Source organism: Vibrio qinghaiensis (assembly GCF_002257545.1).
GTDB lineage: Bacteria > Pseudomonadota > Gammaproteobacteria > Enterobacterales > Vibrionaceae > Vibrio > Vibrio ordalii.
The window spans coordinates 349,873-374,299 of record NZ_CP022741.1 but is presented as its reverse complement, the minus strand read 5'-3'; the positions used below and the strand labels follow the sequence as shown (position 1 = coordinate 374,299).

General features: G+C 46.4%; 24 protein-coding genes and 9 tRNA genes. 27 read left to right on the top strand and 6 right to left on the bottom strand.

Annotation, left to right across the window (positions count from 1 at the left end):
- Positions 1–150: 150 nt before the first annotated feature.
- Positions 151–2,403 carry a TonB-dependent receptor domain-containing protein gene (locus CCZ37_RS01895; protein WP_094499610.1) on the top strand — a complete coding sequence of 751 codons (2,253 nt, stop codon included), beginning with the start codon at positions 151–153 and terminating at the stop codon, positions 2,401–2,403.
- Between the two features lie 103 nt (positions 2,404–2,506).
- Here CCZ37_RS01895 and tkt read toward each other — a convergent pair whose 3' ends face one another.
- Positions 2,507–4,516: a transketolase gene (gene tkt / locus CCZ37_RS01890; protein WP_094499609.1), complete on the bottom strand. Its 2,010-nt coding sequence runs from the start codon at positions 4,514–4,516 to the stop codon at positions 2,507–2,509.
- Between the two features lie 329 nt (positions 4,517–4,845).
- Between tkt and metK the strand changes: the two genes are divergently transcribed.
- The 7 genes from metK (at position 4,846) to ruvX (ending at position 10,337) form a co-directional block, all read left to right on the top strand.
- The gene (gene metK / locus CCZ37_RS01885) at positions 4,846–6,000 is read left to right on the top strand and encodes a methionine adenosyltransferase (RefSeq protein WP_010320654.1); all 1,155 of its coding nucleotides are present in this window, start codon (positions 4,846–4,848) and stop codon (positions 5,998–6,000) included.
- 67 nt (positions 6,001–6,067) lie between these two features.
- Positions 6,068–6,568, top strand: a complete 501-nt coding sequence (locus tag CCZ37_RS01880) for a SprT family zinc-dependent metalloprotease (protein WP_094499608.1) — start codon at positions 6,068–6,070, stop codon at positions 6,566–6,568.
- A 133-nt stretch (positions 6,569–6,701) separates the two neighbouring features.
- Positions 6,702–7,409 (top strand): deoxyribonuclease I, encoded by a 708-nt coding sequence (endA, locus tag CCZ37_RS01875; protein WP_013857813.1) that lies wholly within the window; start codon positions 6,702–6,704, stop codon positions 7,407–7,409.
- Positions 7,410–7,517: 108 nt separating this feature from the next.
- Complete coding sequence (gene rsmE / locus CCZ37_RS01870) at positions 7,518–8,249, top strand: 16S rRNA (uracil(1498)-N(3))-methyltransferase (RefSeq protein ID WP_094499607.1); 732 nt, start codon at positions 7,518–7,520, stop codon at positions 8,247–8,249.
- A 13-nt stretch (positions 8,250–8,262) separates the two neighbouring features.
- Positions 8,263–9,216: a glutathione synthase gene (gene gshB, locus CCZ37_RS01865; protein ID WP_040122940.1), complete on the top strand. Its 954-nt coding sequence runs from the start codon at positions 8,263–8,265 to the stop codon at positions 9,214–9,216.
- Positions 9,217–9,262: 46 nt separating this feature from the next.
- A complete protein-coding gene (locus CCZ37_RS01860) occupies positions 9,263–9,826 on the top strand; it encodes a YqgE/AlgH family protein (protein ID WP_010320649.1) in 564 nt (187 codons plus the stop codon).
- Positions 9,827–9,908: 82 nt separating this feature from the next.
- Entirely contained in the window at positions 9,909–10,337 is a 429-nt protein-coding gene (gene ruvX / locus CCZ37_RS01855; RefSeq protein ID WP_010320648.1) for a Holliday junction resolvase RuvX, read from the top strand.
- A gap of 68 nt (positions 10,338–10,405) precedes the next feature.
- Here the strand turns inward: ruvX and CCZ37_RS01850 are convergent, their stop codons facing one another.
- Together CCZ37_RS01850 and CCZ37_RS01845 are read right to left on the bottom strand one after the other, a co-directional pair.
- A complete protein-coding gene (locus CCZ37_RS01850; RefSeq protein WP_094499606.1) occupies positions 10,406–11,512 on the bottom strand; it encodes a PilT/PilU family type 4a pilus ATPase in 1,107 nt (368 codons plus the stop codon).
- 10 nt (positions 11,513–11,522) lie between these two features.
- Positions 11,523–12,560 (bottom strand): type IV pilus twitching motility protein PilT, encoded by a 1,038-nt coding sequence (locus CCZ37_RS01845; RefSeq protein WP_010320646.1) that lies wholly within the window; start codon positions 12,558–12,560, stop codon positions 11,523–11,525.
- A gap of 25 nt (positions 12,561–12,585) precedes the next feature.
- Here CCZ37_RS01845 and CCZ37_RS01840 point away from each other — a divergent pair, with 25 nt between their 5' ends.
- The 7 genes from CCZ37_RS01840 to hemW all read left to right on the top strand — a co-directional run bounded on the left by CCZ37_RS01840 (position 12,586) and on the right by hemW (position 17,328).
- Positions 12,586–13,287: a YggS family pyridoxal phosphate-dependent enzyme gene (locus CCZ37_RS01840; RefSeq protein WP_094499605.1), complete on the top strand. Its 702-nt coding sequence runs from the start codon at positions 12,586–12,588 to the stop codon at positions 13,285–13,287.
- A gap of 61 nt (positions 13,288–13,348) precedes the next feature.
- On the top strand, positions 13,349–14,167 hold the full coding sequence (proC, locus tag CCZ37_RS01835) for a pyrroline-5-carboxylate reductase (RefSeq protein WP_094499604.1): 819 nt from the start codon (positions 13,349–13,351) through the stop codon (positions 14,165–14,167).
- Between the two features lie 70 nt (positions 14,168–14,237).
- Positions 14,238–14,795, top strand: coding sequence for a YggT family protein (locus tag CCZ37_RS01830; protein ID WP_010320643.1), 558 nt, complete (start codon positions 14,238–14,240; stop codon positions 14,793–14,795).
- Positions 14,795–15,085: a DUF167 family protein YggU gene (gene yggU, locus CCZ37_RS01825; protein ID WP_010320642.1), complete on the top strand. Its 291-nt coding sequence runs from the start codon at positions 14,795–14,797 to the stop codon at positions 15,083–15,085. The genes CCZ37_RS01830 and yggU overlap by 1 nt, the downstream gene beginning before the upstream one ends.
- A 42-nt stretch (positions 15,086–15,127) precedes the next feature.
- On the top strand, positions 15,128–15,559 hold the full coding sequence (locus CCZ37_RS01820; protein ID WP_094166176.1) for a DUF4426 domain-containing protein: 432 nt from the start codon (positions 15,128–15,130) through the stop codon (positions 15,557–15,559).
- A gap of 12 nt (positions 15,560–15,571) precedes the next feature.
- Positions 15,572–16,171, top strand: a complete 600-nt coding sequence (locus CCZ37_RS01815) for an XTP/dITP diphosphatase (protein WP_094499603.1) — start codon at positions 15,572–15,574, stop codon at positions 16,169–16,171.
- The gene (hemW, locus tag CCZ37_RS01810) at positions 16,171–17,328 is read left to right on the top strand and encodes a radical SAM family heme chaperone HemW (RefSeq protein ID WP_094499602.1); all 1,158 of its coding nucleotides are present in this window, start codon (positions 16,171–16,173) and stop codon (positions 17,326–17,328) included. The genes CCZ37_RS01815 and hemW overlap by 1 nt, the downstream gene beginning before the upstream one ends.
- Positions 17,329–17,411: 83 nt before the next feature.
- Here hemW and glsB read toward each other — a convergent pair whose 3' ends face one another.
- A complete protein-coding gene (glsB, locus tag CCZ37_RS01805; protein ID WP_094499601.1) occupies positions 17,412–18,332 on the bottom strand; it encodes a glutaminase B in 921 nt (306 codons plus the stop codon).
- A 143-nt stretch (positions 18,333–18,475) separates the two neighbouring features.
- Positions 18,476–19,195 (bottom strand): tRNA (guanosine(46)-N7)-methyltransferase TrmB, encoded by a 720-nt coding sequence (trmB, locus tag CCZ37_RS01800; protein ID WP_026027213.1) that lies wholly within the window; start codon positions 19,193–19,195, stop codon positions 18,476–18,478.
- 175 nt (positions 19,196–19,370) lie between these two features.
- On the opposite strand from trmB, the gene mutY reads away from it, so the two are divergent.
- The 12 genes from mutY to CCZ37_RS01740 all read left to right on the top strand — a co-directional run bounded on the left by mutY (position 19,371) and on the right by CCZ37_RS01740 (position 23,352).
- Positions 19,371–20,426 (top strand): A/G-specific adenine glycosylase, encoded by a 1,056-nt coding sequence (mutY, locus tag CCZ37_RS01795; RefSeq protein WP_094499600.1) that lies wholly within the window; start codon positions 19,371–19,373, stop codon positions 20,424–20,426.
- A gap of 21 nt (positions 20,427–20,447) precedes the next feature.
- Entirely contained in the window at positions 20,448–20,720 is a 273-nt protein-coding gene (locus CCZ37_RS01790; protein ID WP_010320634.1) for an oxidative damage protection protein, read from the top strand.
- A gap of 78 nt (positions 20,721–20,798) precedes the next feature.
- A complete protein-coding gene (gene mltC, locus CCZ37_RS01785; protein ID WP_094499599.1) occupies positions 20,799–21,929 on the top strand; it encodes a membrane-bound lytic murein transglycosylase MltC in 1,131 nt (376 codons plus the stop codon).
- A 106-nt stretch (positions 21,930–22,035) separates the two neighbouring features.
- Positions 22,036–22,111: transfer RNA gene (locus tag CCZ37_RS01780), tRNA-Phe, on the top strand.
- 55 nt (positions 22,112–22,166) lie between these two features.
- Positions 22,167–22,242 (top strand) — tRNA-Thr (locus tag CCZ37_RS01775).
- Positions 22,243–22,248: 6 nt separating this feature from the next.
- Positions 22,249–22,324 (top strand) — tRNA-Phe (locus tag CCZ37_RS01770).
- Positions 22,325–22,360: 36 nt separating this feature from the next.
- Positions 22,361–22,436: transfer RNA gene (locus tag CCZ37_RS01765), tRNA-Asn, on the top strand.
- Between the two features lie 401 nt (positions 22,437–22,837).
- Positions 22,838–22,913 (top strand) — tRNA-Phe (locus CCZ37_RS01760).
- A 55-nt stretch (positions 22,914–22,968) separates the two neighbouring features.
- Positions 22,969–23,044: transfer RNA gene (locus CCZ37_RS01755), tRNA-Thr, on the top strand.
- Between the two features lie 15 nt (positions 23,045–23,059).
- A tRNA-Asn gene (locus tag CCZ37_RS01750) sits at positions 23,060–23,135 on the top strand.
- A gap of 34 nt (positions 23,136–23,169) precedes the next feature.
- A tRNA-Thr gene (locus tag CCZ37_RS01745) sits at positions 23,170–23,245 on the top strand.
- A 31-nt stretch (positions 23,246–23,276) separates the two neighbouring features.
- A tRNA-Asn gene (locus tag CCZ37_RS01740) sits at positions 23,277–23,352 on the top strand.
- A gap of 121 nt (positions 23,353–23,473) precedes the next feature.
- Here the strand turns inward: CCZ37_RS01740 and djlA are convergent.
- Positions 23,474–24,328: a co-chaperone DjlA gene (djlA, locus tag CCZ37_RS01735; protein WP_010320632.1), complete on the bottom strand. Its 855-nt coding sequence runs from the start codon at positions 24,326–24,328 to the stop codon at positions 23,474–23,476.
- Positions 24,329–24,427 lie beyond the last annotated feature (99 nt).

Genomic DNA, 24,427 nt, shown 5'->3' with positions numbered 1-24,427 from the left:
AAAAGGCTCAAATCAGAGTAAATAGTGCGCAAATAATTGATCGCGTGAATGTTTGTGGGAGCAAGGTCACTAAAAACTTTGCCATAAATTGTTGATAATGATTATCAATTGCATCAGTATCCGTGCTTTATTTTTGACAAGGATCAAATTATGCAGTTGAAACCTTTGTTCACTCTTCTTCCTGTCGTTTTGAGTAGTGTCATTCAAGCACAAGAGAATACCGGGCAAACTGTCGATGAAACCGTTACGGTTCATGGTCAATCGATTCCCACCGATCAACGTACTCGTTCTGATTTAGATAAAGTGCGCGGCATTGCCAACGCGGATATTTTCTCCGGCATCACGAGTGTACAGAGTAATAACATGCACAACGAAGCGGGGGCATTGGATATTGGCATCCGTGGTGTGCAGGGCGAGGGGCGTGTGCCGATCTTTATTGATGGGAGTTTGCAATCCACTCACACCTCTCGTGGCTATCAAGGGGTGAGTGATCGCACTTATATTGATACCGATTTGCTCAGTTCATTGACCGTCAATAAAGGGGCGACCATTGAGAGTTCACCTTATGCCAGTGGCGCGGTGGGCGGTGTGGTGAATGCCACGACCTTGGGTATCAAAGACATTATCAAAGATGATCAAGCCTTCGGTGTGGTACTGAAAGCACGCGCCAATAACCATAACCGGACGCCTGATGTTTCGGGTGATTATTCGGTACAAAGCCAATACGCGCTTGATGAGCGAGGTGAGCATTCTGCATTTAAACACGGTTCACTTATGCTTGGATTGGGTTATCAGGCCGAATCGTTCAATACGGTACTGGCGTACAGTAAGCGTTCAAAAGGCAATCACTTCGCTGGCAAGAAAGGTTATGAGGAGTATCAAGAGCCTGTTGTTGGGCAAGGGCAAGAAGTCGTCAATACCAGTTTTGAGAGTGACTCTTGGCTGTTCAAACTCGCGAGCGACACTGGCACGGCACACAATGCCGATTTTAATTACCGTCACCATGTGCAAAAAGCGGGTGAAGTGCTGATGGCGTATTGGTACAAATCCTCAGAAGATTGGGAAGGAAACCCATACCCCGATGGCAAAGACAGAATGCCGCAGTGGGGGCTAGGAACCGCCAAAGTGAATACCTACAGCGCCAATTACTATTATCAACCGGATCATCCTTGGCTCAATTTGAATGCTAACTTTTGGTACACCGAGGCTGATCTGGCGCAATACAATGGACTTTGGGCGCTAGGAACCAATGCGGAGCAATATTTTCATGCATATCACAACGATCGCTCTGGTCTGAGCCTGACCAATGAAACCTTACTGACTCAGTGGCCAGTCAGGCTGAATTATGGTTTGGCTCAGCAAAATGAGCGCTTATCTCCCGAAGACGATGGGCAAACCCGTTTTACCAAGACGGTGACTTCCCGCCACGGAAAACGCACGGCGCAGAACCTGTTTGTAAATGCGGATATCGATTACTCGCCGTTGAAAGTTCAGCTTGGCCTCAATCTGCACAATGCCAAGTCAACCGATTATCAAACCAAGCAGCAGTTAGACTACAAGGAGAAGCTCGATCTGCTCAGTGAGTTCACCTACGCCTTAACACCCAGCACTCAGCTGTTTTTGAAATCCTCACGCACTTATCGTATGCCGAGCTTGTATGAAACGACGCTATCAAATGAGGTGTTCAGCTATAACCCATACAACCCGATCAAACCAGAACAAGCGTGGAACAATGAGGTTGGCGTGCAATTTATGGCGTCGGACAGTTTGCTGCAGGATGATCGTTTGAATCTGTCGGTGTCCTATTTCCGCAACAGTATTAAAGACTTCATTTCAGGTGGACAATTGGCGAAAACCCCGGGTATGTCTGAATGGCAGGCGAACTTTACCTTCACCAATTATGATAAGTTGCAACTCTCTGGTTGGGAGTTGGATGCCCATTACCAATATGCTTGGTTGTACACCCACTTCGCGGCGACCTTGTACAGCGAGACAAAGATTTGTTCAGTTCAACAAGCGCAATACGCGGAGAGTGATACCTGTAATTCGCTTGGATTTGCATGGGGATTAACCCCAACGCGGATTCCGCCAAAGCAGAATTTGTACCTAAATGTGGGCACGAAATTCTTCAACGACACGCTCGATTCTGGGGTAAAAGTTTCTTATCACTCGGGCAAATCAAACCCTAGTGATTGGTTGGCGGGCACGGCGGCCAATCCGATCCTTGAAATCCCGTCCGATTACACGATTGATCTCTATTCACAGTACGAGTTGAATGCCAACACGCAGCTGTTCTTTGCGATCAACAACGTGACCGATCGTTATCAAGTGCGTCCGGGTTCTGTGGTCAGCATGCCTGATCCGGGGCGAACCATTACACTCGGATTTGAAATCTCTTACTAATCGAATCGTTTAAGTTTCGTGCTATAAAACAAAAATCCCGCCGTAGCGGGATTTTTTTATCGTCTATTTTTCTTTGCTTAACAAAGAAAAGAGCCGCTTTCAATTACGCCAGCAGTTCTTTCGCTGTGTTCACCACATTGTCAACGGTGAAACCAAACATCTTGAACAGTTGGTCTGCGGGTGCTGATTCGCCAAACGTCGTCATACCGATGATCTTGCCGCCAAAACCAACGTACTTGTACCAGAAATCCGCGATACCCGCTTCAATAGCGATACGCTTAGTCACGGCCGCTGGTAGTACCGCTTCGCGGTAGGCGGCGTCTTGTTTGTCGAATGCATCGGTTGATGGCATCGAAACCACGCGTACTTTCTTACCTTCTGCGCTTAGCTGCTCAGCGGCTTTCACTGCGAGTTCAACTTCAGAACCCGTCGCGATAAGGATAAGCTCAGGCTGACCAGCGCACTCTTTTAGGATGTAACCACCTTTCGTGATATCGGCAACTTGCGTTTCGCTGCGTGGCTGCTGCGCGAGGTTTTGACGAGAGAAAATCAGCGCTGATGGGCCATCTTTACGCTCAATCGCCAATTTCCATGCGACAGCTGATTCCACTTGGTCACACGGACGCCATGTGCTCATGTTTGGTGTTAGACGTAGCGATGCGATTTGCTCAACTGGTTGGTGGGTTGGGCCATCTTCGCCCAAGCCGATAGAATCGTGCGTGTACACTTGGATGTTCTGAATCTTCATCAGAGCCGCCATGCGCATTGCGTTACGTGCGTATTCCATAAACATCAGGAAGGTTGCGCCGTAAGGAACGAAGCCACCGTGCAGCGCGATACCATTCATGATGGCCGTCATACCGAATTCACGTACACCGTAGTGAATGTAGTTACCCGAGAAGTCTTCCGCCGTGAGCGATTGAGAGCCCGACCACATGGTGAGGTTAGACGGTGCTAAGTCCGCCGAGCCGCCCATAAATTCTGGCAGCATTTTACCAAACGCTTCCAGCGCATTTTGTGACGCTTTACGTGACGCAATATTGGCTGGGTTGGCTTGAAGGTCCGCAATAATTTGACTCGCTTTCGCTTCCCATTCTGCTGGCAACTCGCCGTTTACGCGGCGTTTGAACTCAGCGGCTTCGGCTGGGTAAGCGGCGGCGTAAGCTTCAAACTTGGCGTTCCAAGCGGTTTCTTTTGCTTGGCCAGCTTCTTTGGCATCCCACTGCGCGTAAATGTCGGCAGGGATGTGGAAAGGTGCGTGCGGCCAACCCAGGAATTCACGCGCCGCTTTGATTTCCTCAGCGCCTAAAGGGGCACCGTGACAGTCGTGTGAGCCCGCTTTGTTTGGCGAGCCAAAACCGATGATGGTTTTGGTGCAAATCAAGGTTGGACGAGGGTCTGCTTTCGCAGCCTCAATCGCGGCATTAATCGCTTCAGCGTTATGGCCATCAACCGCAGCAATAACATGCCAGCCGTACGCTTCAAAACGTTTTGGCGTGTCATCAGAGAACCAGCCTTCCACATGACCATCGATAGAGATGCCGTTGTCATCCCAAAACGCAATCAGTTTGCCAAGACCTAGCGTACCTGCAAGAGAACACGCCTCGTGCGAGATGCCTTCCATCAAACAGCCATCACCCATGAACACATAAGTGAAGTGGTCAACGATGTCGTGACCCGGTTTGTTGAACTGCGCCGCCAGTGCTTTTTCAGCCATCGCCATGCCGACCGCATTGGTAATACCTTGGCCTAGTGGACCCGTGGTGGTTTCAATGCCCGGCGCGTAACCGTATTCTGGGTGACCCGGTGTTTTTGAGTGCAATTGACGGAAGTTTTTCAAATCATCAATCGACAGCGCGTAACCGCTCAGGTGCAACAAAGAGTAAATCAGCATTGAGCCGTGGCCGTTCGACAGCACAAAACGGTCGCGGTCAGCCCATTGTGGGTTTTGTGGGTTATGGTTTAAGTGGCCACGCCAAAGAACTTCAGCGATATCGGCCATACCCATCGGTGCACCAGGGTGACCAGAGTTAGCTTGTTGAACACCGTCCATACTAAGAGCACGGATGGCATTGGCGAGTTCTTTATTAGAAACAAGGTTATGGGAAGACATGTCTGCTCCTGAGTGCATTAAGCGAATCCAAATTAACGGAAATGGGCTGAAAATAGCGCGGCTATTCTCTCAAAGCACTTTTCTCACTGCAAACGTTTTACTGGAGGAATAGTGCTCTTTGGCGCTTATTTTTAGGATAAAAAACCAAACTCCAATTTTTCATCTAAATTTAAGCAAACGTTTGGTTTACAGACAGGCGTAAAAATAACTTGTAATTCGACTATTCAAAACTAGAATAGACGTCTAGATGTAGAAACACCTACATAAACTAATGAATAACGATGGTGAGCAAAGCTTGCCATAGTCCAACGAATAAAAGTGGAGCTCCCATGGCTAAGCACCTGTTTACTTCTGAATCCGTTTCAGAAGGCCATCCAGATAAAATTGCAGACCAAATTTCTGATGCGGTTTTGGATGCGATTCTAGAACAAGACATCAAAGCGCGTGTTGCTTGTGAAACTTACGTGAAAACCGGCATGGTCATGGTTGGTGGTGAAATCACGACCTCTGCATGGGTGGACATTGAAGAACTTACTCGCCAAACCGTTCGTGAAATTGGTTACGTCAACTCAGAGATGGGTTTCGATGCCAATTCTTGCGCTGTTTTGAATACCATTGGTAAACAGTCACCTGATATCAACCAAGGTGTTGATAAGGCCGATCCTAAAGAACAAGGCGCCGGTGACCAAGGTATTATGTTCGGTTACGCGACCAACGAAACTGAAATCCTGATGCCAGCACCGATCACCTACGCTCACCGCTTGATGCAAAAACAAGCAGAAGTGCGTAAAAATGGCACGCTTTCTTGGCTACGTCCTGATGCAAAATCTCAAGTTACCTTCCAATATGACCAAGGTAAAATTGTTGGAATTGATGCCGTCGTTCTTTCAACGCAACATTGCGACTCTATCTCGACAGCTGACCTACGCGAAGGCGTCATGGAAGAGATCATTAAGCCTGTGTTGCCAGCCGAGTGGCTTAGCAAAGAGACCAAATTCTTCATCAACCCAACCGGTCGTTTTGTGATTGGCGGCCCAATGGGCGACTGTGGTTTAACTGGTCGTAAGATCATCGTTGATACCTACGGCGGCGCAGCGCGTCACGGTGGTGGTGCATTCTCTGGTAAAGATCCATCAAAAGTAGACCGTAGTGCAGCTTACGCGGCGCGTTATGTGGCGAAAAATATCGTGGCGGCTGGCCTTGCTGATCGTTGTGAAATTCAGTTGTCATACGCGATTGGTATTGCGGATCCAACCTCAATCATGGTCGAAACCTTTGGTACTGAGAAAGTATCCCAAGAGATCATCATTGAAGCGGTACGCCAGCACTTCGACCTACGCCCATACGGCCTACAAGAAATGCTCAATTTACTGCAACCGATCTACAAGAAAACTGCCGCTTACGGTCACTTCGGCCGTGAAGAGTTTCCTTGGGAAGCGACTGACAAAGCCGCCATCCTGCGTGACTTTGCTGGCTTGAAGTAATTTTCAACCTAGTTTAAATTTGTAAGCCCTTGCTCATTCGCAAGGGCTTTTTTCTAGGAATGAATCTGTGCCTAATTTTGAGCTACATTACCGTGCGCAAGTAAAAGCAAAGCAGTGCATCACAACCGCTCGTCACTATTTTCAACACGACTTCCCTATGCCGAGTATCAACTATCAGTTGCGGGGAAAGGCGGCAGGTAAGGCTTATTTACAACGTTGGGAAATCAGACTGAATCCAGTGCTGTTTGCTGAAAATCAACGCGCCTTTCTCGATGAAGTGATCCCACATGAAATCGCCCACCTAATTACCTACCAGCGCTATGGTCGCGTTCCTCCACACGGTAAAGAGTGGCAGGCTGTGATGAATCAAGTGTTTCATTTACCAGCCAATACCACTCATCGCTTTGAAGTCTCTTCAGTGCAAGGTAAAACCTTTGAATATCACTGCGCCTGTGCACATTACCCGCTCACTGTCCGTCGCCACAATAAAGTGATGCGCAATCAAGCCACCTACCGCTGCCAACACTGTGCACAAACGCTCCATTTTACTGGCGTGCAGCTTTCCTAAATAAACTTTGGTTGCTGCTAGTTGAATCCACAGCGGTGTGATTACACTCATCTGCAATTAACAACAAAAACATCATTTATTATTCTTTAATCTGAGTGTTAGACTTATAAAAACCATACTTATATCAGTCTAAATGATGTCCTATTTTCGCTTATTGCTTGTGAATAGCAGCTTAGCTCTGTTCTCGTTTTGTGCCCTAGCTGCGCCTCCCGCTTCCTTTTCTCAAGCTAAAAAAGAAGCATTGAAAATCTATCATGATCATCCAGTGAGCTTTTACTGCGGTTGTGACATAGCATGGCAAGGTAAGAAAGGCACGCCCGACTTACAAGCTTGTGGTTACCAAGTTCGCAAACAGCAAACTCGCGCCAGCCGCATTGAATGGGAACACGTCGTCCCGGCTTGGCAATTTGGCCACCAGCGTCAGTGCTGGCAACAAGGTGGGCGTAAAAATTGCACCAAAAATGATACTATTTTTCGTTCGATGGAAGCTGACCTCCACAACCTGACGCCGGCGATTGGCGAAGTCAACGGCGACCGTTCAAACTACAATTTCAGTCAGTGGAATGGCGTAGAAGGTGAAAGCTATGGCCGTTGTGAAATGCAGGTCGATTTTAAACAACGCAAAGTCATGCCACCCGATAGAGCACGTGGCTCAATTGCTCGTACCTATCTGTACATGAGCCAGAACTATGGCTTTCAGTTATCCAAATCCCAAACACAACTAATGCAGGCTTGGAATCGCCAATACCCAGCCGATGAGTGGGAATGCAAACGCGATCAGCGAATTGCCAAAGTTCAAGGCAACCACAACCCATTTGTACAGCAACAGTGCCGTTCATAAGGTACTTTTTGTGGGCCATTTTCGTGATTGAAACTCGCCCTTGCCTCTTGTTTTTTCAGTGTAAAGCATCCATGTTAATGGCTATTCAACGTCAGGTAGGAACTATCCATGCGTATCCCTAGAATTTATCATCCGACTCCTCTTCAACCCTCAGCCATTATTGCTCTCAATGATGATGCGGCTGGGCATATTGGCCGGGTGCTACGCATGCAAGCGGGCCAAGAAGTACTGCTTTTTGATGGCAGTGGCGCGGAATTCCCAGCGGAAATTACCGAGGTCAGCAAAAAAAATGTACTGGTCAATGTGTTGAAAAGAGTCGAAAGCAGCTGTGAATCGCCTCTTAATTTACACCTTGGGCAGGTGATCTCGCGTGGAGACAAAATGGAGTTCACCATTCAAAAATCGGTCGAACTTGGCATCAATACCATCACGCCTTTGATTTCTGAACGTTGCGGCGTGAAATTAGATGCCAAACGTTTTGAGAAAAAACTTGAACAGTGGCAAAAAATTGCAATCAGCGCTTGTGAGCAGTGCGGCCGCAATATTGTGCCGCTGATCCGCCCAATTATGCAGTTGCAAGAGTGGTGTGCCGAACCCAGTGATGCACTCAAGCTCAACTTACATCCACGTGCGAAGTATTCGATTAATACCCTACCTCAACCTATCAATAAAGTCCGTTTGTTGATTGGCCCTGAAGGAGGCTTATCAGAATCAGAAATTAGCATGACTGAACAGTACCATTTTGAAGAAACCTTGCTAGGCCCACGCGTACTGCGTACTGAAACTGCGGCCTTAACGGCTATTACTGCTCTTCAAGTTCGCTTTGGCGATCTTGGCTAACCGGAGAAAAACAATGATTAAACTTGGTATCGTCATGGACCCTATCTCGTCCATTAACATCAAAAAAGATTCCAGCTTTGCCATGTTGCTAGAAGCGCAGCGTCGTGGTTATGAAATCCACTATATGGAGATGAATGATCTACACTTAGATCAAGGTGTCGCTTTTGCCGATACCAAAGTGGTGACATTAAAAGAAGATCCGAACGGTTGGTATGAGTTTTTATCTGAGCAAACTATTCCACTGGCTGATCTCGATGCAGTGTTGATGCGTAAAGATCCGCCGTTTGATACTGAATATATCTACGCAACCTACATTCTAGAACGAGCAGAAGAAGCAGGAACATTAATCGTCAATAAGCCGCAAAGCTTACGTGACTGCAATGAGAAACTGTTTACGGCATGGTTCCCTGAACTAACGCCAACCACCATAGTGACGCGTAAAGCGGAAAAAATTAAAGCCTTCCGCGCGCAACATGGTGATGTGATTTTAAAACCGTTAGACGGTATGGGCGGAGCATCTATCTTCCGCGTTAAAGAGGGAGATCCAAACGTATCCGTCATTATCGAAACATTAACTAACCACGGCCAAAACTACTGTATGGCGCAAACTTTTGTACCTGACATCAGCAACGGTGATAAACGTATTTTAGTGGTCGATGGTGAACCAATGCCTTACTGCCTAGCGCGAATTCCGGCACAAGGTGAAACCCGTGGCAATTTGGCAGCGGGTGGCCGTGGTGAAGCGCGTCCACTGAGCGAAACCGATAAGAAAATTGCTCAAACCATTGCTCCAACATTGAAAGAAAAAGGCTTAATCTTTGTCGGACTTGACGTTATTGGCGACAAGCTCACTGAGATCAACGTGACGAGCCCTACGTGTATTCGTGAAATAGAGGCCGCCTTTGATATCTCAATTACCGGTAAGTTGATGGACGCGATTGAGCGTCGAATCAACAAGTCATGCTGAACTGGGCAAACTCTTGCCCAGTAATTTGCGATAGGTTGGAGGCAGTATGAATCTTACAAATCATTTTTTAGTTGCCATGCCAAGTATGAGAGACCCTTACTTCAAGCACAGTGTTATTTACATCTGTGAACACAATGAAGATGGGGCGATGGGCTTGATGATTAATGTGCCGATTGATATCACTGTGGGCGGCATGTTAAACCAAGTCGATGTTGAGCCAAGCTACCCGAAGCTTCAACTTGATAGCCTAAAAAGGCCCGTATTGAATGGCGGTCCTGTTTCTGAAGATCGTGGGTTTATTCTACATCGACCGAAAGATCATTATGAATCCAGCATCCGTATGAGCGATGACATTGCCGTCACCACATCGAAAGATATTTTAGCGGTACTGGGCACGGATGCCGAACCAAGTCACTATCTTGTGGCTCTGGGTTATTCAGGCTGGGAGCCCGGTCAGCTTGAGTTAGAGCTGGCTGAAAATTCTTGGTTAACCATTGAGGCCGATCCAGAGGTTATCTTTAATACGCCCATTCACGATAAGTGGAATCAGGCGATTAAAAAATTCGGTATTGATCCCATCCAACTCTCAGCGCAAGCTGGGCATGCTTAACTTTTACGGCTCTAACCTTTACGGCTCTAACTAGGCTACGCGCCTTTTTAGAGCCTTCGTTACACCATGCAAGATACTGATTATGACATCCAGAACCATTATGGCTTTTGACTTTGGCACCAAAAGCATCGGCAGTGCGATTGGCCAAGAAGTTACAGGCACCGCATCGCCACTTAAAGCCTTTAAAGCCAATGACGGAATTCCACATTGGCAAGAGATCGAAAAGCAGATCAAAGAGTGGCAACCCCATTTATTGGTGGTAGGGCTACCAACAGATTTGCACGGCAAAGCGTTGGAAACCATTACTCCGCGAGCCAAAAAATTTGCGCAGCGTTTACACGGGCGCTTTGGCTTACCCGTTGAGATGCATGACGAACGGCTTTCAACCCGAGAAGCGCGCGCCGACTTATTTGCCATGGGCGGCTACAAAGCACTGAGCAAAGGCAATGTCGATTGCCAATCAGCTGTAGTGATCTTAGAGAGCTGGTTTGAAGCGCAATGGGGCGCGTAACTTAACTTTAATACAGCGGTGCAACACAATCCCGAATCGAGTTCGGGATTGTTCGTCTTGAACTGCGACTATTCCATATCAATCTGCACGTTATCCAATGTGCCACTGCTGAGCCCTTCGCCACGCTTTATTTTTAACATTAAACGTAAATCATTGGCGGAGTCGGCGCTGTGCAGTGCATCTTGTTCACTGATTTTCTCATCAACAACCAGTTGATACAGTGCTTGGTCAAAAGTCTGCATCCCCACTTCTTGTGATTTGCCCATCGTCGCTTTCAACTCGTGCAGATCACCGCGGCGGATCAAATCGGAAATTCGAGGACTATTGAGTAAAATCTCAAACACACCATGTCGTCCCTTGCCATTTTTATCGCGGAGCAACTGTTGCCCAACGACACCTCTGAGGTTCATCGACAGATCAAATAAAAACTGCTCTTTTTGCTCTTTAGGGACCAAATGCAAAATTCGTTCAAGCGCTTGGTTAGCATTGTTAGCATGCAGCGTTGCCATACATAAATGACCGGTTTCGGCAAAGGTCATCGCATATTCCATCGTTTCACGTGAACGGATCTCACCAATTAAAATCATATCAGGAGCTTGGCGTAGCGAATTTTTTAGCGCTACTTCGTAACTCTCGGTATCCAACCCCACTTCTCGCTGGGTCACAATACAACGCTGATGCTCATGCACAAACTCAATCGGGTCTTCCACCGTTAAAATATGCCCAGTTCGGTGCGAGTTACGATAACCCGTCATGGCCGCCATGGTGGTCGATTTGCCCGACCCCGTCGCGCCAACCACCAGCACCAGCCCACGCTTTGCAATCGAAAGATCTTGCAACACGCCCGGTAACTTTAATTCTTCAAAGGTGGGAATATGAGTTTCAATGCGGCGGATCACTGCACCGGGCAGCTCGCGCTGGAAAAAAGCACTGACACGAAAGCGGCCTATCTTTCTCACCACTGCAAAATTGGCTTCACGTGTGCGTTGAAATTCACGGCGGCGATCCTCATCCATCATGGCATCTAACAACGCCAGCACCTGCGTTTGGGATAACTTTTCGCCGTGAGCTCTTAACTCACCATCGACGCGAAATAACACTGGCGCTCCTACGGTGAGGTACAAGTCGGAAGCTTTTTGAGTCAACATACCCTCAAGACATTGGTTCAGTTCCATGAGCTCTCTCTTAAAATGGTGATGAATTGACTTCCAGTTTTTTCTGCACTTCTTCTTGATCGACAATGCCTTGCGCAATCAACTGTTTGGAATTCTGTTCCATGGTTTGCATGCCATGCGCCGCACCCGTTTGGATGATGGAGTACATCTGCGCAACCTTATCCTCGCGGATCAAGTTACGAATAGCTGGAGTGGCAAGCATAATTTCATGACACGCGACGCGGCCCCCACCTAAACGTTTTAGCAACTTTTGCGCAATCACGGCTCGCAATGATTCAGAGAGCATTGAACGAACCATCTCTTTATCACTACCGGGAAACACATCAATGATCCGGTCGATAGTTTTCGCCGCAGAGCTGGTATGTAACGTGCCAAACACTAAATGCCCGGTTTCAGCCGCGGTTAACGCTAAGCTGATGGTTTCTTGATCGCGCAGCTCACCGACTAAAATTACATCCGGATCTTCGCGCAGCGCCGAGCGTAGCGCCGCTTTAAAGCTGTGGGTATCTCGGTGCACTTCGCGTTGGTTAACCAAACATTTATTGTTGCTATGCACAAACTCAATGGGGTCTTCAATGGTTAAAATGTGTTTGTTGTGATGGGAATTAATGTAATCAACCATTGCTGCCAGCGTGGTCGATTTACCCGACCCTGTTGGCCCGGTCACCAGCACCAATCCTTTCTCATAATTGGCGATTTTATTAAAAATGTCAGGTGTTTGCAGATCTTCCAAGGTTGGGATCACCGTAGGAATCGTCCGGAAAACCGCAGAGCAGCCACGAGATTGATGGAAAGCATTGACACGAAAACGCCCTACATTAGGCAGCTCAAATGAGAAATCCACTTCCAGTTTCTCTTCAAATTCACTACGCTGAGCATCGTTCATGATCTCAAAAATCAAACGATGCACGTCAGCATGAGTAAAAGCAGGCACTCCGAGCTTTCTTACTTCACCATCTATCCGTACCATAGGTGGAACACCTGCAGATAGATGTAGATCCGAAGCGTTGTGCTTTACACTAAAATCCAGTAGCTCAGCGATATCCATTTAATTTCCTTAATAAAGTCAGGCTATGAGTAGTATTCAACAAAATATTGAACAGATCACTTCACAAATTGAAAGTGCACAACAAAAGTGTGGACGCGCTCGAGAGAGAGTGCAACTTTTAGCGGTCAGTAAAACCAAACCTGTCGAAGCGATTCTAGAAGCGGCGCGCGCTGGGCAACGTTTATTTGGTGAAAACTATGTGCAAGAAGGCGCAGATAAAGCTCAGTACTTCAATACCTTGCACTCCGAACTGGATTTAGAATGGCACTTTATCGGCCCAATTCAGTCCAATAAATCGCGCATTGTGGCCGAGAACTTTACTTGGGTGCATACGGTGGATCGAAGTAAAATTGCCCAGCGTTTAAATGATCAACGCCCAGTGGGCATGCCACCACTACAGGTCTTGATTCAAGTCAACACCAGCGGCGAAAGCTCAAAATCAGGCATTAATGAACACGAAATAGTTGAGTTGGCAGAGTTGATATCCGCGCTACCTAACCTCACGTTAAGAGGATTGATGTCTATTCCTGAGAATGTGCCCAATTACGCTGCGCAACTTGCCGCATTTCAAAAACTGGCGAGCTTACAAGCGCAATTGTCTGAACGTTTTTCAGGGTTAGATACGCTCTCAATGGGCATGAGTGGCGACATGCAAGCGGCGATTGAAGCGGGTAGCACTATGGTGAGGATCGGCACCGCTATTTTTGGTGCGCGTGATTACGCTTAGCACTGGCTTATCTATCAACCACATAATAATCAATCAGCGACAAGCAATTAGAGGTCAGCAGATGCAGCAGAGAAACATCACTTTTATCGGTGCAGGCAATATGGCCAAAGCAATTATTGCAGGCTTAGTCGCCAGCGGTTATCCAGCTGATAGAATTACCGCGACCGCACCGTCAGAAACAAGACGCAAACCACTGGAAAGTGCGTATGGCATTCACACCACCAGCGATAATCTTGCCGCAGCGCAGCAAGCCGATGTGGTGGTACTGGCGGTCAAACCGCAGTTGATGGCCAGTGTCTGTCAACCTTTGCAATCCATTGATTTTAGAAATAAGTTGGTGATCTCCATTGCAGCAGGTGTTGCTGCGGCGCGCCTTAATGAGATGCTGGCGACCGAACTGCAACTAGTACGCGCCATGCCCAATACACCTTCGCTGATCAATCGAGGCATGAGCGGTCTATTTGCCGCTCCAAGCGTATCAGAGCAAGACAAACGCTTTACCGCACAATTGCTACAAGCCGTTGGTGAAGTGTGCTGGGTTGAAAACGAGCCCGCCATTAATGGTGTCATCGCCGCCGCAGGCAGTGCGCCTGCCTACTTCTTTTTGTTTATGGAAGCGATGCAAAATGAAGCCATCGCTCAAGGCTTTGATAAAGAAACGGCCCGTTTGTTAGTACAACAAGCGGCGTTAGGCGCAGCCGAAATGGTGGTGGCAAACCCTGAGATTGAACTCTCGACATTGCGTGAACAAGTGACTTCCAAAGGTGGCACCACCGCCGAGGCGATTGGCACCTTTAACGAGCATCAACTTGCCAATATCGTTGCAAAAGCGATGCAAGCGGCCGTGAGTCGTGCACAAGAAATGGAAAAACTGTTTTAATCCTAGTGGCGTTTCACTAAGCTATAGCGCAAAAGCGTAAACGACACTCTACTCATATTAAGGGCTAGTTATGAATTCAATGAGTTTTTTGATCTCCACCCTGTTTGATCTGTACATCATGGTCGTAATTTTACGCATTTGGTTACAAGCAGCGCGTGCCGATTTCTATAACCCATTCTCCCAGTTTATCGTCAAAGCAACGCAACCTGTGGTTGGCCCACTGCGCCGAGCGATTCCATCCATTGGTAGCCTAGATTTGGCCACGGTTCTCTTTGCGTACGTGCTGTGCGTATTGAAATTTATTGCCTTAATGCTGGTGGCATCAGGTGGTGCGGTTAGTTTTAGCGTCTACTTTTTATTCTTAGGCTTACTCTCGTTAGTCAAAGCCGCTGGCGGTTTGCTGTTCTGGGTGCTGTTGATCCGCGCTATTCTAAGTTGGGTTAGCCAAGGCCGCAGCCCGATTGAATACGTATTTCATCAATTAACCGAGCCGATGCTTGCGCCGATCCGCCGTATCCTACCAGCGATGGGTGGTTTTGATTTAAGTGTATTAGTGCTGTTTATTGTGCTGCAGTTTGCTAACTTCCTAATGGGCGATTTTATTGGCCCAGTATGGTATCAGTTGTAATGTCATCTGCTGTTTGGCAAGAGGGAGAGGATCTGATCCTCAAGCTCTATATCCAACCCAAAGCAAGCCGCGATAGTATCGTCGGCTTGCATGGTGAAGAGCTCAAAATTGCCATCACCGCCCCGCCTGTTGATGGCAAAGCCAACGCGCATTTAACCCAATTTTTGGCTAAACAATTTAAAGTCGCCAAAGGTTTAATCGAGATAGAAAAAGGGGAATTGGGACGCCATAAACAAGTCCGAATTCATTCACCTCAAGTGATACCACAGCCGATTGAAGCCATCTTGTGATGGCTTTTTATTTAGCCCACTCTGTTTTATAAGGAGCACCACATGCGTAAATGGATGATAGCGTTTGTTATAGCCTTTATTTCGCTACCCACACTCGCCGAGCAGTTTCAAACCATCAAGAATGTTGAAGTGCACTACTCAGCTTTCAACTCAACATTTTTAACGCCACAAGTGGCGCGCAGTTATCAGTTAAAACGTAATGGTTACTCGGCTATTTTAAACATCAGCGTATTAGATAACTCGGCCTTAGGTAAACCAGCTATAGAGGCGAAACTCAAAGGCAACGCAAAAAACCTAATCGGTCAGGTACGTGAACTTGAATTTAAACAATTCAAAGAGGGCAACGCGATTTATTACCTCGCTGAATTCCCCATTACCAATGAAGAGAATTTGAGTTTTGACATTGAGGTTGATGCGGGCTTAAAAGGCACCGGTAAGCTTAAATTCACCCAAAAATTCTACGTCGAAGAATAGAGAAATAGTGCAATGAAAAAAATAGTATTAGCCACAGGAAACCAAGGCAAAGTGCGCGAAATGGCTGATCTGCTGGTTGATTTCGGTTTTGATGTGGTGGCGCAAACAGAATTAAACGTCCCAGAAGCCGCAGAGACTGGCACCACCTTTATTGAAAATGCGATCATCAAAGCACGACATGCTGCCAAAATCACTGGCTTACCGGCGATTGCCGATGATTCAGGATTAGAAGTGGATTATCTGCAAGGTGCTCCGGGAATTTACTCGGCGCGCTACGCGGGTGAAAATGCCAGTGACCAACAAAACCTAGAAAAATTATTAGCGGCGATGGAAGGTGTACCAGACGAACAACGCACCGCTCGTTTTCATTGCGTGCTGGTTTTCATGCGTCACGAAAATGACCCAACACCACTTGTCTGCCATGGTACGTGGCAAGGTCGCATCTTGCACCAAGCTCACGGCAGTAACGGTTTTGGTTATGATCCGATCTTCTTTGTCCCTGAAGATAACTGCGCTTCAGCTGAACTGCTACCTGCACGTAAAAAGCAGCTTTCACATCGTGGCAAAGCGCTAAAAATGCTATTTAAAACCTTAAGCGAGCAAAATTCATAATGTTGCAACCACCCGCGCTGAGTTTGTACGTGCACATCCCGTGGTGCGTACAAAAATGCCCCTATTGTGATTTTAACTCTCACGCGCTAAAGCACGATATTCCTGAACGTGAATACATTGATGCGCTATTGGAGGATCTCGATACCGATATCGCCAAATACCGCCTTGCAGACCATCCTCGCCCATTGCATTCCATTTTTATTGGCGGTGGTACACCGAGTCTTTTTTCTGCTGAAGGTATTGCTCGCCTGCTGCAAGGCATTGAAGCGCGTATTGCGTTTAAGCATGGGATTGAAATCACCATGGAGGCCAACCCGGGCACGGTAGAGGCTGACCGTTTTGTTGGATATCGACAAGCAGGGGTGACGCGCATCTCGATTGGTGTACAAAGTTTTGAGCCACAAAAACTGGCACGTTTAGGGCGAATTCACGGTCAGCAAGAGGCGATTAATGCCGCTCAATTAGCTCATCAAATTGGCTTAAACAGCTTCAACTTAGATTTGATGCATGGCTTACCCGATCAAAACTGTGAACAAGCGCTGGCCGATTTAGACAAAGCGATTGCACTAAACCCACCTCATCTTTCTTGGTATCAACTGACCATTGAACCTAATACGGTTTTCTACTTTAAACCGCCTACTTTGCCAGATGATGACGCACTGTGGGATATTTTCGAGTTGGGTCACCAAAAATTGGCCGCCGCTGGGTACGTGCAGTATGAAATTTCTGGCTATAGCAAACCCGGCTATCAATGCCAACACAACTTAAATTACTGGCGCTTTGGTGATTATCTGGGGATTGGTTGTGGCGCGCATGGCAAACTCAGCTTTAGTGACGGACGTATTGTGCGTACCACTAAGGTGAAGCATCCGCGTGGCTATCTCAATTTACTCAAACCCTACTTGGATGACGAATTTGAAGTCGCCGCTGCGGATCGCCCTTTTGAATTCTTCATGAACCGCTTTCGCTTGATGGAAGCTTGTCCGAAACAAGACTTTGTTGAAACAACTGGATTAAGTTTAAGCGTGATTCAGCCAACGATAGATTGGGCACTAGCCGAACACTATTTAACGCAAACCGAAAATCACTGGCAAATCACAGAAAAAGGAAAACTGTTTCTTAATGACTTGCTCGAAGCCTTTATGGCTGACGACTAAAAAGATAAACCCAACAAAGATTGGCTAACCGAATCGGTAGCCAATCTTTTGCCAAAAGCACGGGCTGTCAGAGAATATTGAACTTAAAAGATAGAGCGACCAATACGCTCAGCCAAGAGTTCTAACATCCTAGTGCCCGCTAAAGAATTACCTGACGCATCAAGCTCTGGCGACCAAACCGCAATCGTCATCTCCCCAGGAACAACCGCAATAATACCGCCACCTACGCCCGATTTACCCGGCATGCCAACCCGATAAGCGAACTCTCCTGCGCCATCATACAAACCGCAAGTCGCCAATAAGGCATTGATCTGCTTGCTTTGTGTTGGCGTTACTATCGCTTCCTTGGTATGCACGGACACCCCTTTATTTGCCAGATAACTGAAGGTTTTTGCTAATTGAACACAGCTCATTTTAAGTGAACAAGCGTGAAAATAGTTGTGCAGTACCGGGATAACGTCATTATTGAAATTACCAAACGAGCGCATCAAATAGGCGATGGCGGCATTGCGATCGCTGTGCATCATTTCTGAAGCCGCCACCACTTTGTCGTATACGATGCCCTCCTCACCCGACAACTGACGTACAAACTCCAGCAAGCGCTGCCGAGGGGCTGATAAACGGCTATGCAGCATATCTGCCACCACAATAGCTCCAGCATTGATAAAAGGGTTACGCGGAATGCCCTGCTCCATTTCAAGCTGGATCATTGAATTAAACGCTTGGCCTGAAGGCTCTTTTCCGACACGAAGCCATAGCTCTTCTGGTTTATAGAGCATCATAGCGAGCGTTAAGCTCAAGGCTTTAGAGATGGATTGAATTGAGAATCCTTCCGTGGCATCTCCAGCCGAAATCACTTCACCTTGATTGGTGTAAACCGCGATCGCCAGCTTGTTATTCGGTACTTTGGCTAAAGCAGGAATGTAATCGGCGACTTTTCCTTTGCCGATCAGTGGGCGAACCTCACACAAAATATCAGCAAGTAGATTGGGTGTTAGCTTCATGGGTGACCTTACCTCGGGTGAGAAATGTTTTTCTCTATTTTTATAATGATTTTCGTAGGGCGCTAAGGCCGAAAAAGCCAACATTATAACAATGTTGGCTTTTCTTTAATCGCTAATTTTGTTGCAGCAACAAAAGTGAGTCGTTACGCGGTGCGTTTATATTTTATATCCCACACACCATGACCTAAACGGTGACCACGCGCTTCAAATTTAGTCAAAGGACGCTCTTCTGGACGAGGAATATAGTCACCTTCTGCGGCAATATTGGCAAAGCCCGGCGCTTGATTCATCACTTCAATCATATGCTCAGCGTAGTTTTCCCAATCGGTCGCCATATGAAAGATGCCCTCTTCCATTTTTAGTTTTTGACGCACCATTTCCGCAAATTCTAACTGCACAATACGGCGCTTGTGGTGACGTTTTTTGTGCCAAGGATCAGGGAAGAACAGTTGCAGTGTATGCAGGCTACCATCAGGGATCATGTGTTCAAACACTTCCACTGCATCATGGCACATCACGCGTAAATTAGTCACGCCAGCATCACGAGCAGCCGACAAACAGGCGCCAACACCTGGGCTATGCACTTCAATGCCAAAGAAGTTTTTTTGCGGTGCATTTTTAGCCATTTCAACTAATGAAGCGCCCATACCAAAACCGATTTCTAAAACCACCGGGTTATCGTTACCAAAAACCGCCGCCCAATCGAGCAATTGTGGTTGGAAATCAATACCCATTGTTGGCCAACATTCATTCATTGCCGCTTCTTGGCCTTTGGTTAATCGACCCTCACGACGAACGAAACTACGGATTCGACGCAGTATTTTGCCTTCTTCGGTATATTCGTTGGTGGTTACTTCACTCATTGATCTTGCCTGCACATTGATTAATCAAAGCGGGGATTATCCAAAGAATTATTCTCGGTGCAAGTGTTATCGAAATAAACTTGTTGGATAAATCCACACAATTTGTCCGTTTTACAACGTCACATTTATGTGGTGCAATTTTGCTCCACTAAAACTATAAACCAAAGAGCCTGTCGTGACACCTTTCGCTAACGCCATTTTAAAATGGTATGACGCCTATGGGCGCAAACATTTGCCGTGGCAACAAAACAAAACGGCCTACAGCGTTTGGCTGTCGGAAATTATGCTCCAACAAACTCAAGTCGCCACGGTGATCCCTTATTTCGAACGCTTCATACAACGCTTTCCAACCGTGATTGATTTGGCCAATGCAGAACAAGACGAGGTACTGCACCTATGGACCGGCCTTGGTTATTACGCGCGTGCGCGCAATCTACACAAAGCAGCCAAAATAGTGGCCAGCGAATATGGCGGTGAGTTTCCCCTTGATATCGAACAGATGAATGCTCTACCGGGTATTGGCCGCTCAACCGCTGCGGCGGTGCTTTCTTCGGTTTATAAGCAGCCGCACGCCATTTTAGATGGTAACGTAAAGCGAACTTTAGCCCGCTGTTTTGCTGTCGAAGGCTGGCCGGGGCAAAAAAAAGTTGAAACTCAATTATGGCAACATGCCGAACAAAATACGCCAGCGCAAGATGTTGATAAATATAACCAAGCCATGATGGATATGGGGGCGATGGTCTGCACACGTAGCAAACCGAAATGTACACTCTGCCCAGTTGAATCTTTTTGCATCGCCAATAAACAAAATAACCCACTCGATTATCCGGGCAAAAAACCAAAAACAGACAAACCAACCAAACAGACTTGGTTTGTGATGCTGCACCATAACCATCAAGTATGGTTAGAACAGCGCCCTCAAAGTGGCATTTGGGGGGGGTTGTTTTGCTTTCCTGAAAACCCTAATAGCGCCATCGAAGATCAACTTGATCACAGAGCCATCAAAGAGAGCACTATCGACTCTATTCGCCCACTCATCGCTTTTCGCCACACGTTTAGCCATTATCATCTAGAGATCACACCGATCTTGGTGGAGTTATCTCAACAACCGAACATCATCATGGAAGCAAGCAAAGGTCTTTGGTATAACTTAGCCCAACCGAAACAAATCGGCTTAGCCGCTCCTGTAAAACAGTTGCTAGAAAGCCTTCCATTTGAAATTAACCCTTAAAACACCGAAGAGGAAGTGACCATGAGCCGCACTGTATTTTGTGCTCGACTAAATAAAGAAGCCGACGGTTTGGATTTTCAACTGTACCCAGGTGAATTGGGTAAACGTATTTTTGACAACATCTCAAAAGAGGCTTGGGCACAATGGCAGCATAAGCAAACCATGCTGATCAACGAGAAAAAACTCAATATGATGGACCCTGAACATCGTAAATTACTGGAAACCGAAATGACCAACTTCCTATTTGAAGGAAAAGAGGTCCATATCGAAGGTTACACGCCACCAAGCAAATAAGAGATACCTTATTTATTTCGAGGATAATCAATGACATCATAGTAAACGCTCTGATGTCATTTTTGTATTAGGAAGATAATGAGAAAGCTGACTTACTTTTTTATTGCAATGCTACTTGCAGGTTGTAGCCGAGAATTAGTTGAACGCATCTACAGCGTCGACTATGAGACGACCAACCGTTTTGCCAAAAACTTAGCGCAACTACCTGGGCAATTTGTCAAAGATACCGCCGCCTTAGACACGCTAATCAGCAGTTTTTCTGGCAACATTGAGAAACGTTGGGGCACTAAAGAAATCAAAGTAGCCGGTAAAAGCAACTATGTGAAATATATTGATAATTACCTGAGTCGCTCTGAAGTTAATTTCTCTGCGGGAACTATCATTATCGAAACAGTTTCCCCAACTGACCCCAAAAAACATCTGCGCAATGCCATTATTACCACCTTGCTCACGCCTGATGATCCCGCACACGTTGACCTTTTCTCTTCACAAAATATCGAATTGAATGGTCAGCCATTTTTGTACAACCAAGTGCTTGATCAAGATAAACAACCGATCCAGTGGGGTTGGCGCGCGAATCGATTTGCTGATTATCTTATTGAAAATAAATTAAAAATTAAGAACGTTGATTTCAAAAAAGCCTACTATGTGGAAATTCCTATGGTAGCGGATCATGCCTCTAAACGAGGTTATAAATACGCCGACATCGTGCACCGAGCCTCGAAAAAATATAACATTCCCGAAGATCTGATCTACGCGATCATAAAAACGGAAAGTAGCTTTAACCCCTACGCCGTCAGTTGGGCCAATGCGTATGGCCTGATGCAAGTGGTTCCTAAAACCGCAGGTCGAGATGTCTTTAAACTGGTCAAAAATAAATCTGGTGAGCCCAGCCCTGAATATCTGTTTGATCCAGAAAAAAATATTGATACGGGAACGGCCTATTTTTATATTCTGAAAAACCGCTACCTCAAAGAAGTCAGCCATCCAACGTCGCTCGAATACAGTATGATTTCGGCCTACAACGGCGGTACAGGAGGAGTACTCAATACCTTTAGCAAAGATAGGAAACGAGCGATGAGGGACTTAAATTCACTGCAACCCAATCAAGTCTATTGGGCGCTGACCCAAAAACACCCTAATGCTGAATCGAGAAGGTACTTAGAAAAAGTAACAAAATTCAAAAAGGAATTTAACTCAGGTGGATAAAAAAGCGCAGCTTTGTCTAAATTCGCAGCAAACAAACCGTTTTTTCAAAAAATTTCCAAAAAGCAGTTGACGATTGAAGGGAAAATCCGTTTAATAGCGCTCCGTTGCCCGGATAGCTCAGTCGGTAGAGCAGAGGATTGAAAATCCTCGTGTCGGTGGTTCGATTCCGCCTCCGGGCACCACAAATTAAATTGTTGGTGCTTTTGTTAAAGTAGCAGCAAGCAATAAATAAAGTGCGCCGACTTAGCTCAGTAGGTAGAGCAACTGACTTGTAATCAGTAGGTCACCAGTTCGATTCCGGTAGTCGGCACCATTTATTGCCTCGATAGCTCAGTCGGTAGAGCAGAGGATTGAAAATCCTCGTGTCGGTGGTTCGATTCCGCCTCGAGGCACCATTATTTGGTGCGAAGTCTTAGACTTACACAGATAATTCCCCCTTAGTTCAGTCGGTAGAACGGCGGACTGTTAATCCGTATGTCGCAAGTTCAAGTCTTGCAGGGGGAGCCACTTTTAAAGCCAAGTCTAACGACTTGGCTTTTTTATTGCCTGTCATATTTATCCAACCCCTTCTACCTCTACAGCGATTACCTCTACAACGATTACCTCTACAACGATTAAGTTATGAATAGGTCCATTTTCCGTCAAAAACTAAAACAAGTTCGGTGAGTTTGCTCCTTTAGTGTAACCAAACGGATAAACGTGTGTTTTTCAACGCGCTTTTATTCGCTATTTGCTCCATTCAAAGCTCCTATTTTCTTTTCAACGCTTCTTTCACTATCTAATCTGACACTAATTTTTAACGAAAATGGGCAAAAACGAGTCACTAAGTATAGAAAAACAACAAACGACATTTTTTTTGCATTTTACTGTTGACGTTAAATGCGAAAAACCTTTTAATACACCCCGTCGCCCGGATAGCTCAGTCGGTAGAGCAGAGGATTGAAAATCCTCGTGTCGGTGGTTCGATTCCGCCTCCGGGCACCACAGTTTCTAAATTGTTGGTGCCTAGCACAGACAATAAATTTAAAGATAAAAATGTGCCGACTTAGCTCAGTAGGTAGAGCAACTGACTTGTAATCAGTAGGTCACCAGTTCGACTCCGGTAGTCGGCACCATTCTTTAAAACCTGTTCCCCCTTAGTTCAGTCGGTAGAACGGCGGACTGTTAATCCGTATGTCGCAAGTTCAAGTCTTGCAGGGGGAGCCACTTTTCATCAATGAGCACTGCTTATTGATTCGGCGCCGACTTAGCTCAGTAGGTAGAGCAACTGACTTGTAATCAGTAGGTCACCAGTTCGATTCCGGTAGTCGGCACCATTTATCTGCATAAGATAAGCAAATATTCTGTTCCCCCTTAGTTCAGTCGGTAGAACGGCGGACTGTTAATCCGTATGTCGCAAGTTCAAGTCTTGCAGGGGGAGCCACTTTCTAAAGCCAAGTTTTCAAACTTGGCTTTTTTTGTGTCTTGCGTATGCTCATAATAAAAAGAGCCAGTTTTCACCAGCTCAATCGATTGGAACATTCGCGGTAATTCACGATAGTCGGTTACTTAAAACCCTTCTCTTTCTTAATCAAATCGTACGCATTTTGGATCTCTTGCGATTTTTCTTTCGCAACGTTCATCATCTCTGGTGGTAAGCCTTTGGCCATCAATTTATCTGGGTGATGTTCATTCATCAATTTGCGATAGGCACGTTTAATCTCTTTAGCATCCGCATCTTCACTCACACCTAACACATCGTAGGCATCCGAGAGTCGAGAAGCTTGTGATGCTTGCTGCCACTGCCCCGATTGCTGATAACCTTGCTGTTGCCCACCAAAACCTCCGCCTTGTTGAAAACGAAAAGCCGCTTCTTGCATACGCAGACGTCTTTCCAGTTGATCGGATGAGAAACCTAAACTGCGAGCGATTTTGTGCAGTACATTGCGCTCGCTAGGGTGAACATCCCCATCGGCAAACGCGGCTGATATTTGCAATTCGAGGAAAAATTGCAACAAGTCAAAGCGTCCACCCGTCGAAAGGCGCACACGCTCCAACACTTCCTCTAAAGGAAAGCCACTCTCCTTCCCTTCACGAAATGCATCTTGAGCCGCTTTACGTTGCTCACCATGTAAGTTCATACGCCCCATCATGATGGTAGCTAGCTGAATCTCCTCTTTGGTGACTTGCCCTTTCGCTTTAGCGACATGGCCCATGACAGCGAAAGCCGCTTTAAAAAATTCGTCTTGTCGTTCAGTTTGGCTTGGCCCTGAACCAAATGAGCCAGTTTTAAACCCTGCCTGATTCAAACGACGAGCTTTATCAAACTGATGCCCGAGAAACAAACCAAAAAATGCGCCAAACGGTCCTCCAAATAAGAAGCCAAAAAAAGCGCCAAGAATTTTGCCAAAAATATGCATTATGTGCTCTCAATCTATGAATTTTTCAGGAGTAAAGCGGTCTGATAGTGCCGGGAGCTTCAATTTCCTTTATGATAAGAAACGTTTTATTTTACATTC

Coding starts and splice junctions, on each gene's coding strand:
- mltC (WP_094499599.1), top strand. CDS start 20,799: ATGAGAAAGCTGACTTACTTTTTTATTGCAATGCTACTTGCAGGTTGT.
- endA (WP_013857813.1), top strand. CDS start 6,702: ATGATGTCCTATTTTCGCTTATTGCTTGTGAATAGCAGCTTAGCTCTG.
- ruvX (WP_010320648.1), top strand. CDS start 9,909: ATGACATCCAGAACCATTATGGCTTTTGACTTTGGCACCAAAAGCATC.
- CCZ37_RS01815 (WP_094499603.1), top strand. CDS start 15,572: ATGAAAAAAATAGTATTAGCCACAGGAAACCAAGGCAAAGTGCGCGAA.
- CCZ37_RS01790 (WP_010320634.1), top strand. CDS start 20,448: ATGAGCCGCACTGTATTTTGTGCTCGACTAAATAAAGAAGCCGACGGT.
- CCZ37_RS01860 (WP_010320649.1), top strand. CDS start 9,263: ATGAATCTTACAAATCATTTTTTAGTTGCCATGCCAAGTATGAGAGAC.
- rsmE (WP_094499607.1), top strand. CDS start 7,518: ATGCGTATCCCTAGAATTTATCATCCGACTCCTCTTCAACCCTCAGCC.
- proC (WP_094499604.1), top strand. CDS start 13,349: ATGCAGCAGAGAAACATCACTTTTATCGGTGCAGGCAATATGGCCAAA.
- metK (WP_010320654.1), top strand. CDS start 4,846: ATGGCTAAGCACCTGTTTACTTCTGAATCCGTTTCAGAAGGCCATCCA.
- CCZ37_RS01830 (WP_010320643.1), top strand. CDS start 14,238: ATGAATTCAATGAGTTTTTTGATCTCCACCCTGTTTGATCTGTACATC.
- glsB (WP_094499601.1), bottom strand. CDS start 18,332: ATGAAGCTAACACCCAATCTACTTGCTGATATTTTGTGTGAGGTTCGC.
- CCZ37_RS01840 (WP_094499605.1), top strand. CDS start 12,586: ATGAGTAGTATTCAACAAAATATTGAACAGATCACTTCACAAATTGAA.
- tkt (WP_094499609.1), bottom strand. CDS start 4,516: ATGTCTTCCCATAACCTTGTTTCTAATAAAGAACTCGCCAATGCCATC.
- CCZ37_RS01845 (WP_010320646.1), bottom strand. CDS start 12,560: ATGGATATCGCTGAGCTACTGGATTTTAGTGTAAAGCACAACGCTTCG.
- CCZ37_RS01850 (WP_094499606.1), bottom strand. CDS start 11,512: ATGGAACTGAACCAATGTCTTGAGGGTATGTTGACTCAAAAAGCTTCC.
- gshB (WP_040122940.1), top strand. CDS start 8,263: ATGATTAAACTTGGTATCGTCATGGACCCTATCTCGTCCATTAACATC.
- yggU (WP_010320642.1), top strand. CDS start 14,795: ATGTCATCTGCTGTTTGGCAAGAGGGAGAGGATCTGATCCTCAAGCTC.
- CCZ37_RS01895 (WP_094499610.1), top strand. CDS start 151: ATGCAGTTGAAACCTTTGTTCACTCTTCTTCCTGTCGTTTTGAGTAGT.
- CCZ37_RS01820 (WP_094166176.1), top strand. CDS start 15,128: ATGCGTAAATGGATGATAGCGTTTGTTATAGCCTTTATTTCGCTACCC.
- djlA (WP_010320632.1), bottom strand. CDS start 24,328: ATGCATATTTTTGGCAAAATTCTTGGCGCTTTTTTTGGCTTCTTATTT.
- hemW (WP_094499602.1), top strand. CDS start 16,171: ATGTTGCAACCACCCGCGCTGAGTTTGTACGTGCACATCCCGTGGTGC.
- trmB (WP_026027213.1), bottom strand. CDS start 19,195: ATGAGTGAAGTAACCACCAACGAATATACCGAAGAAGGCAAAATACTG.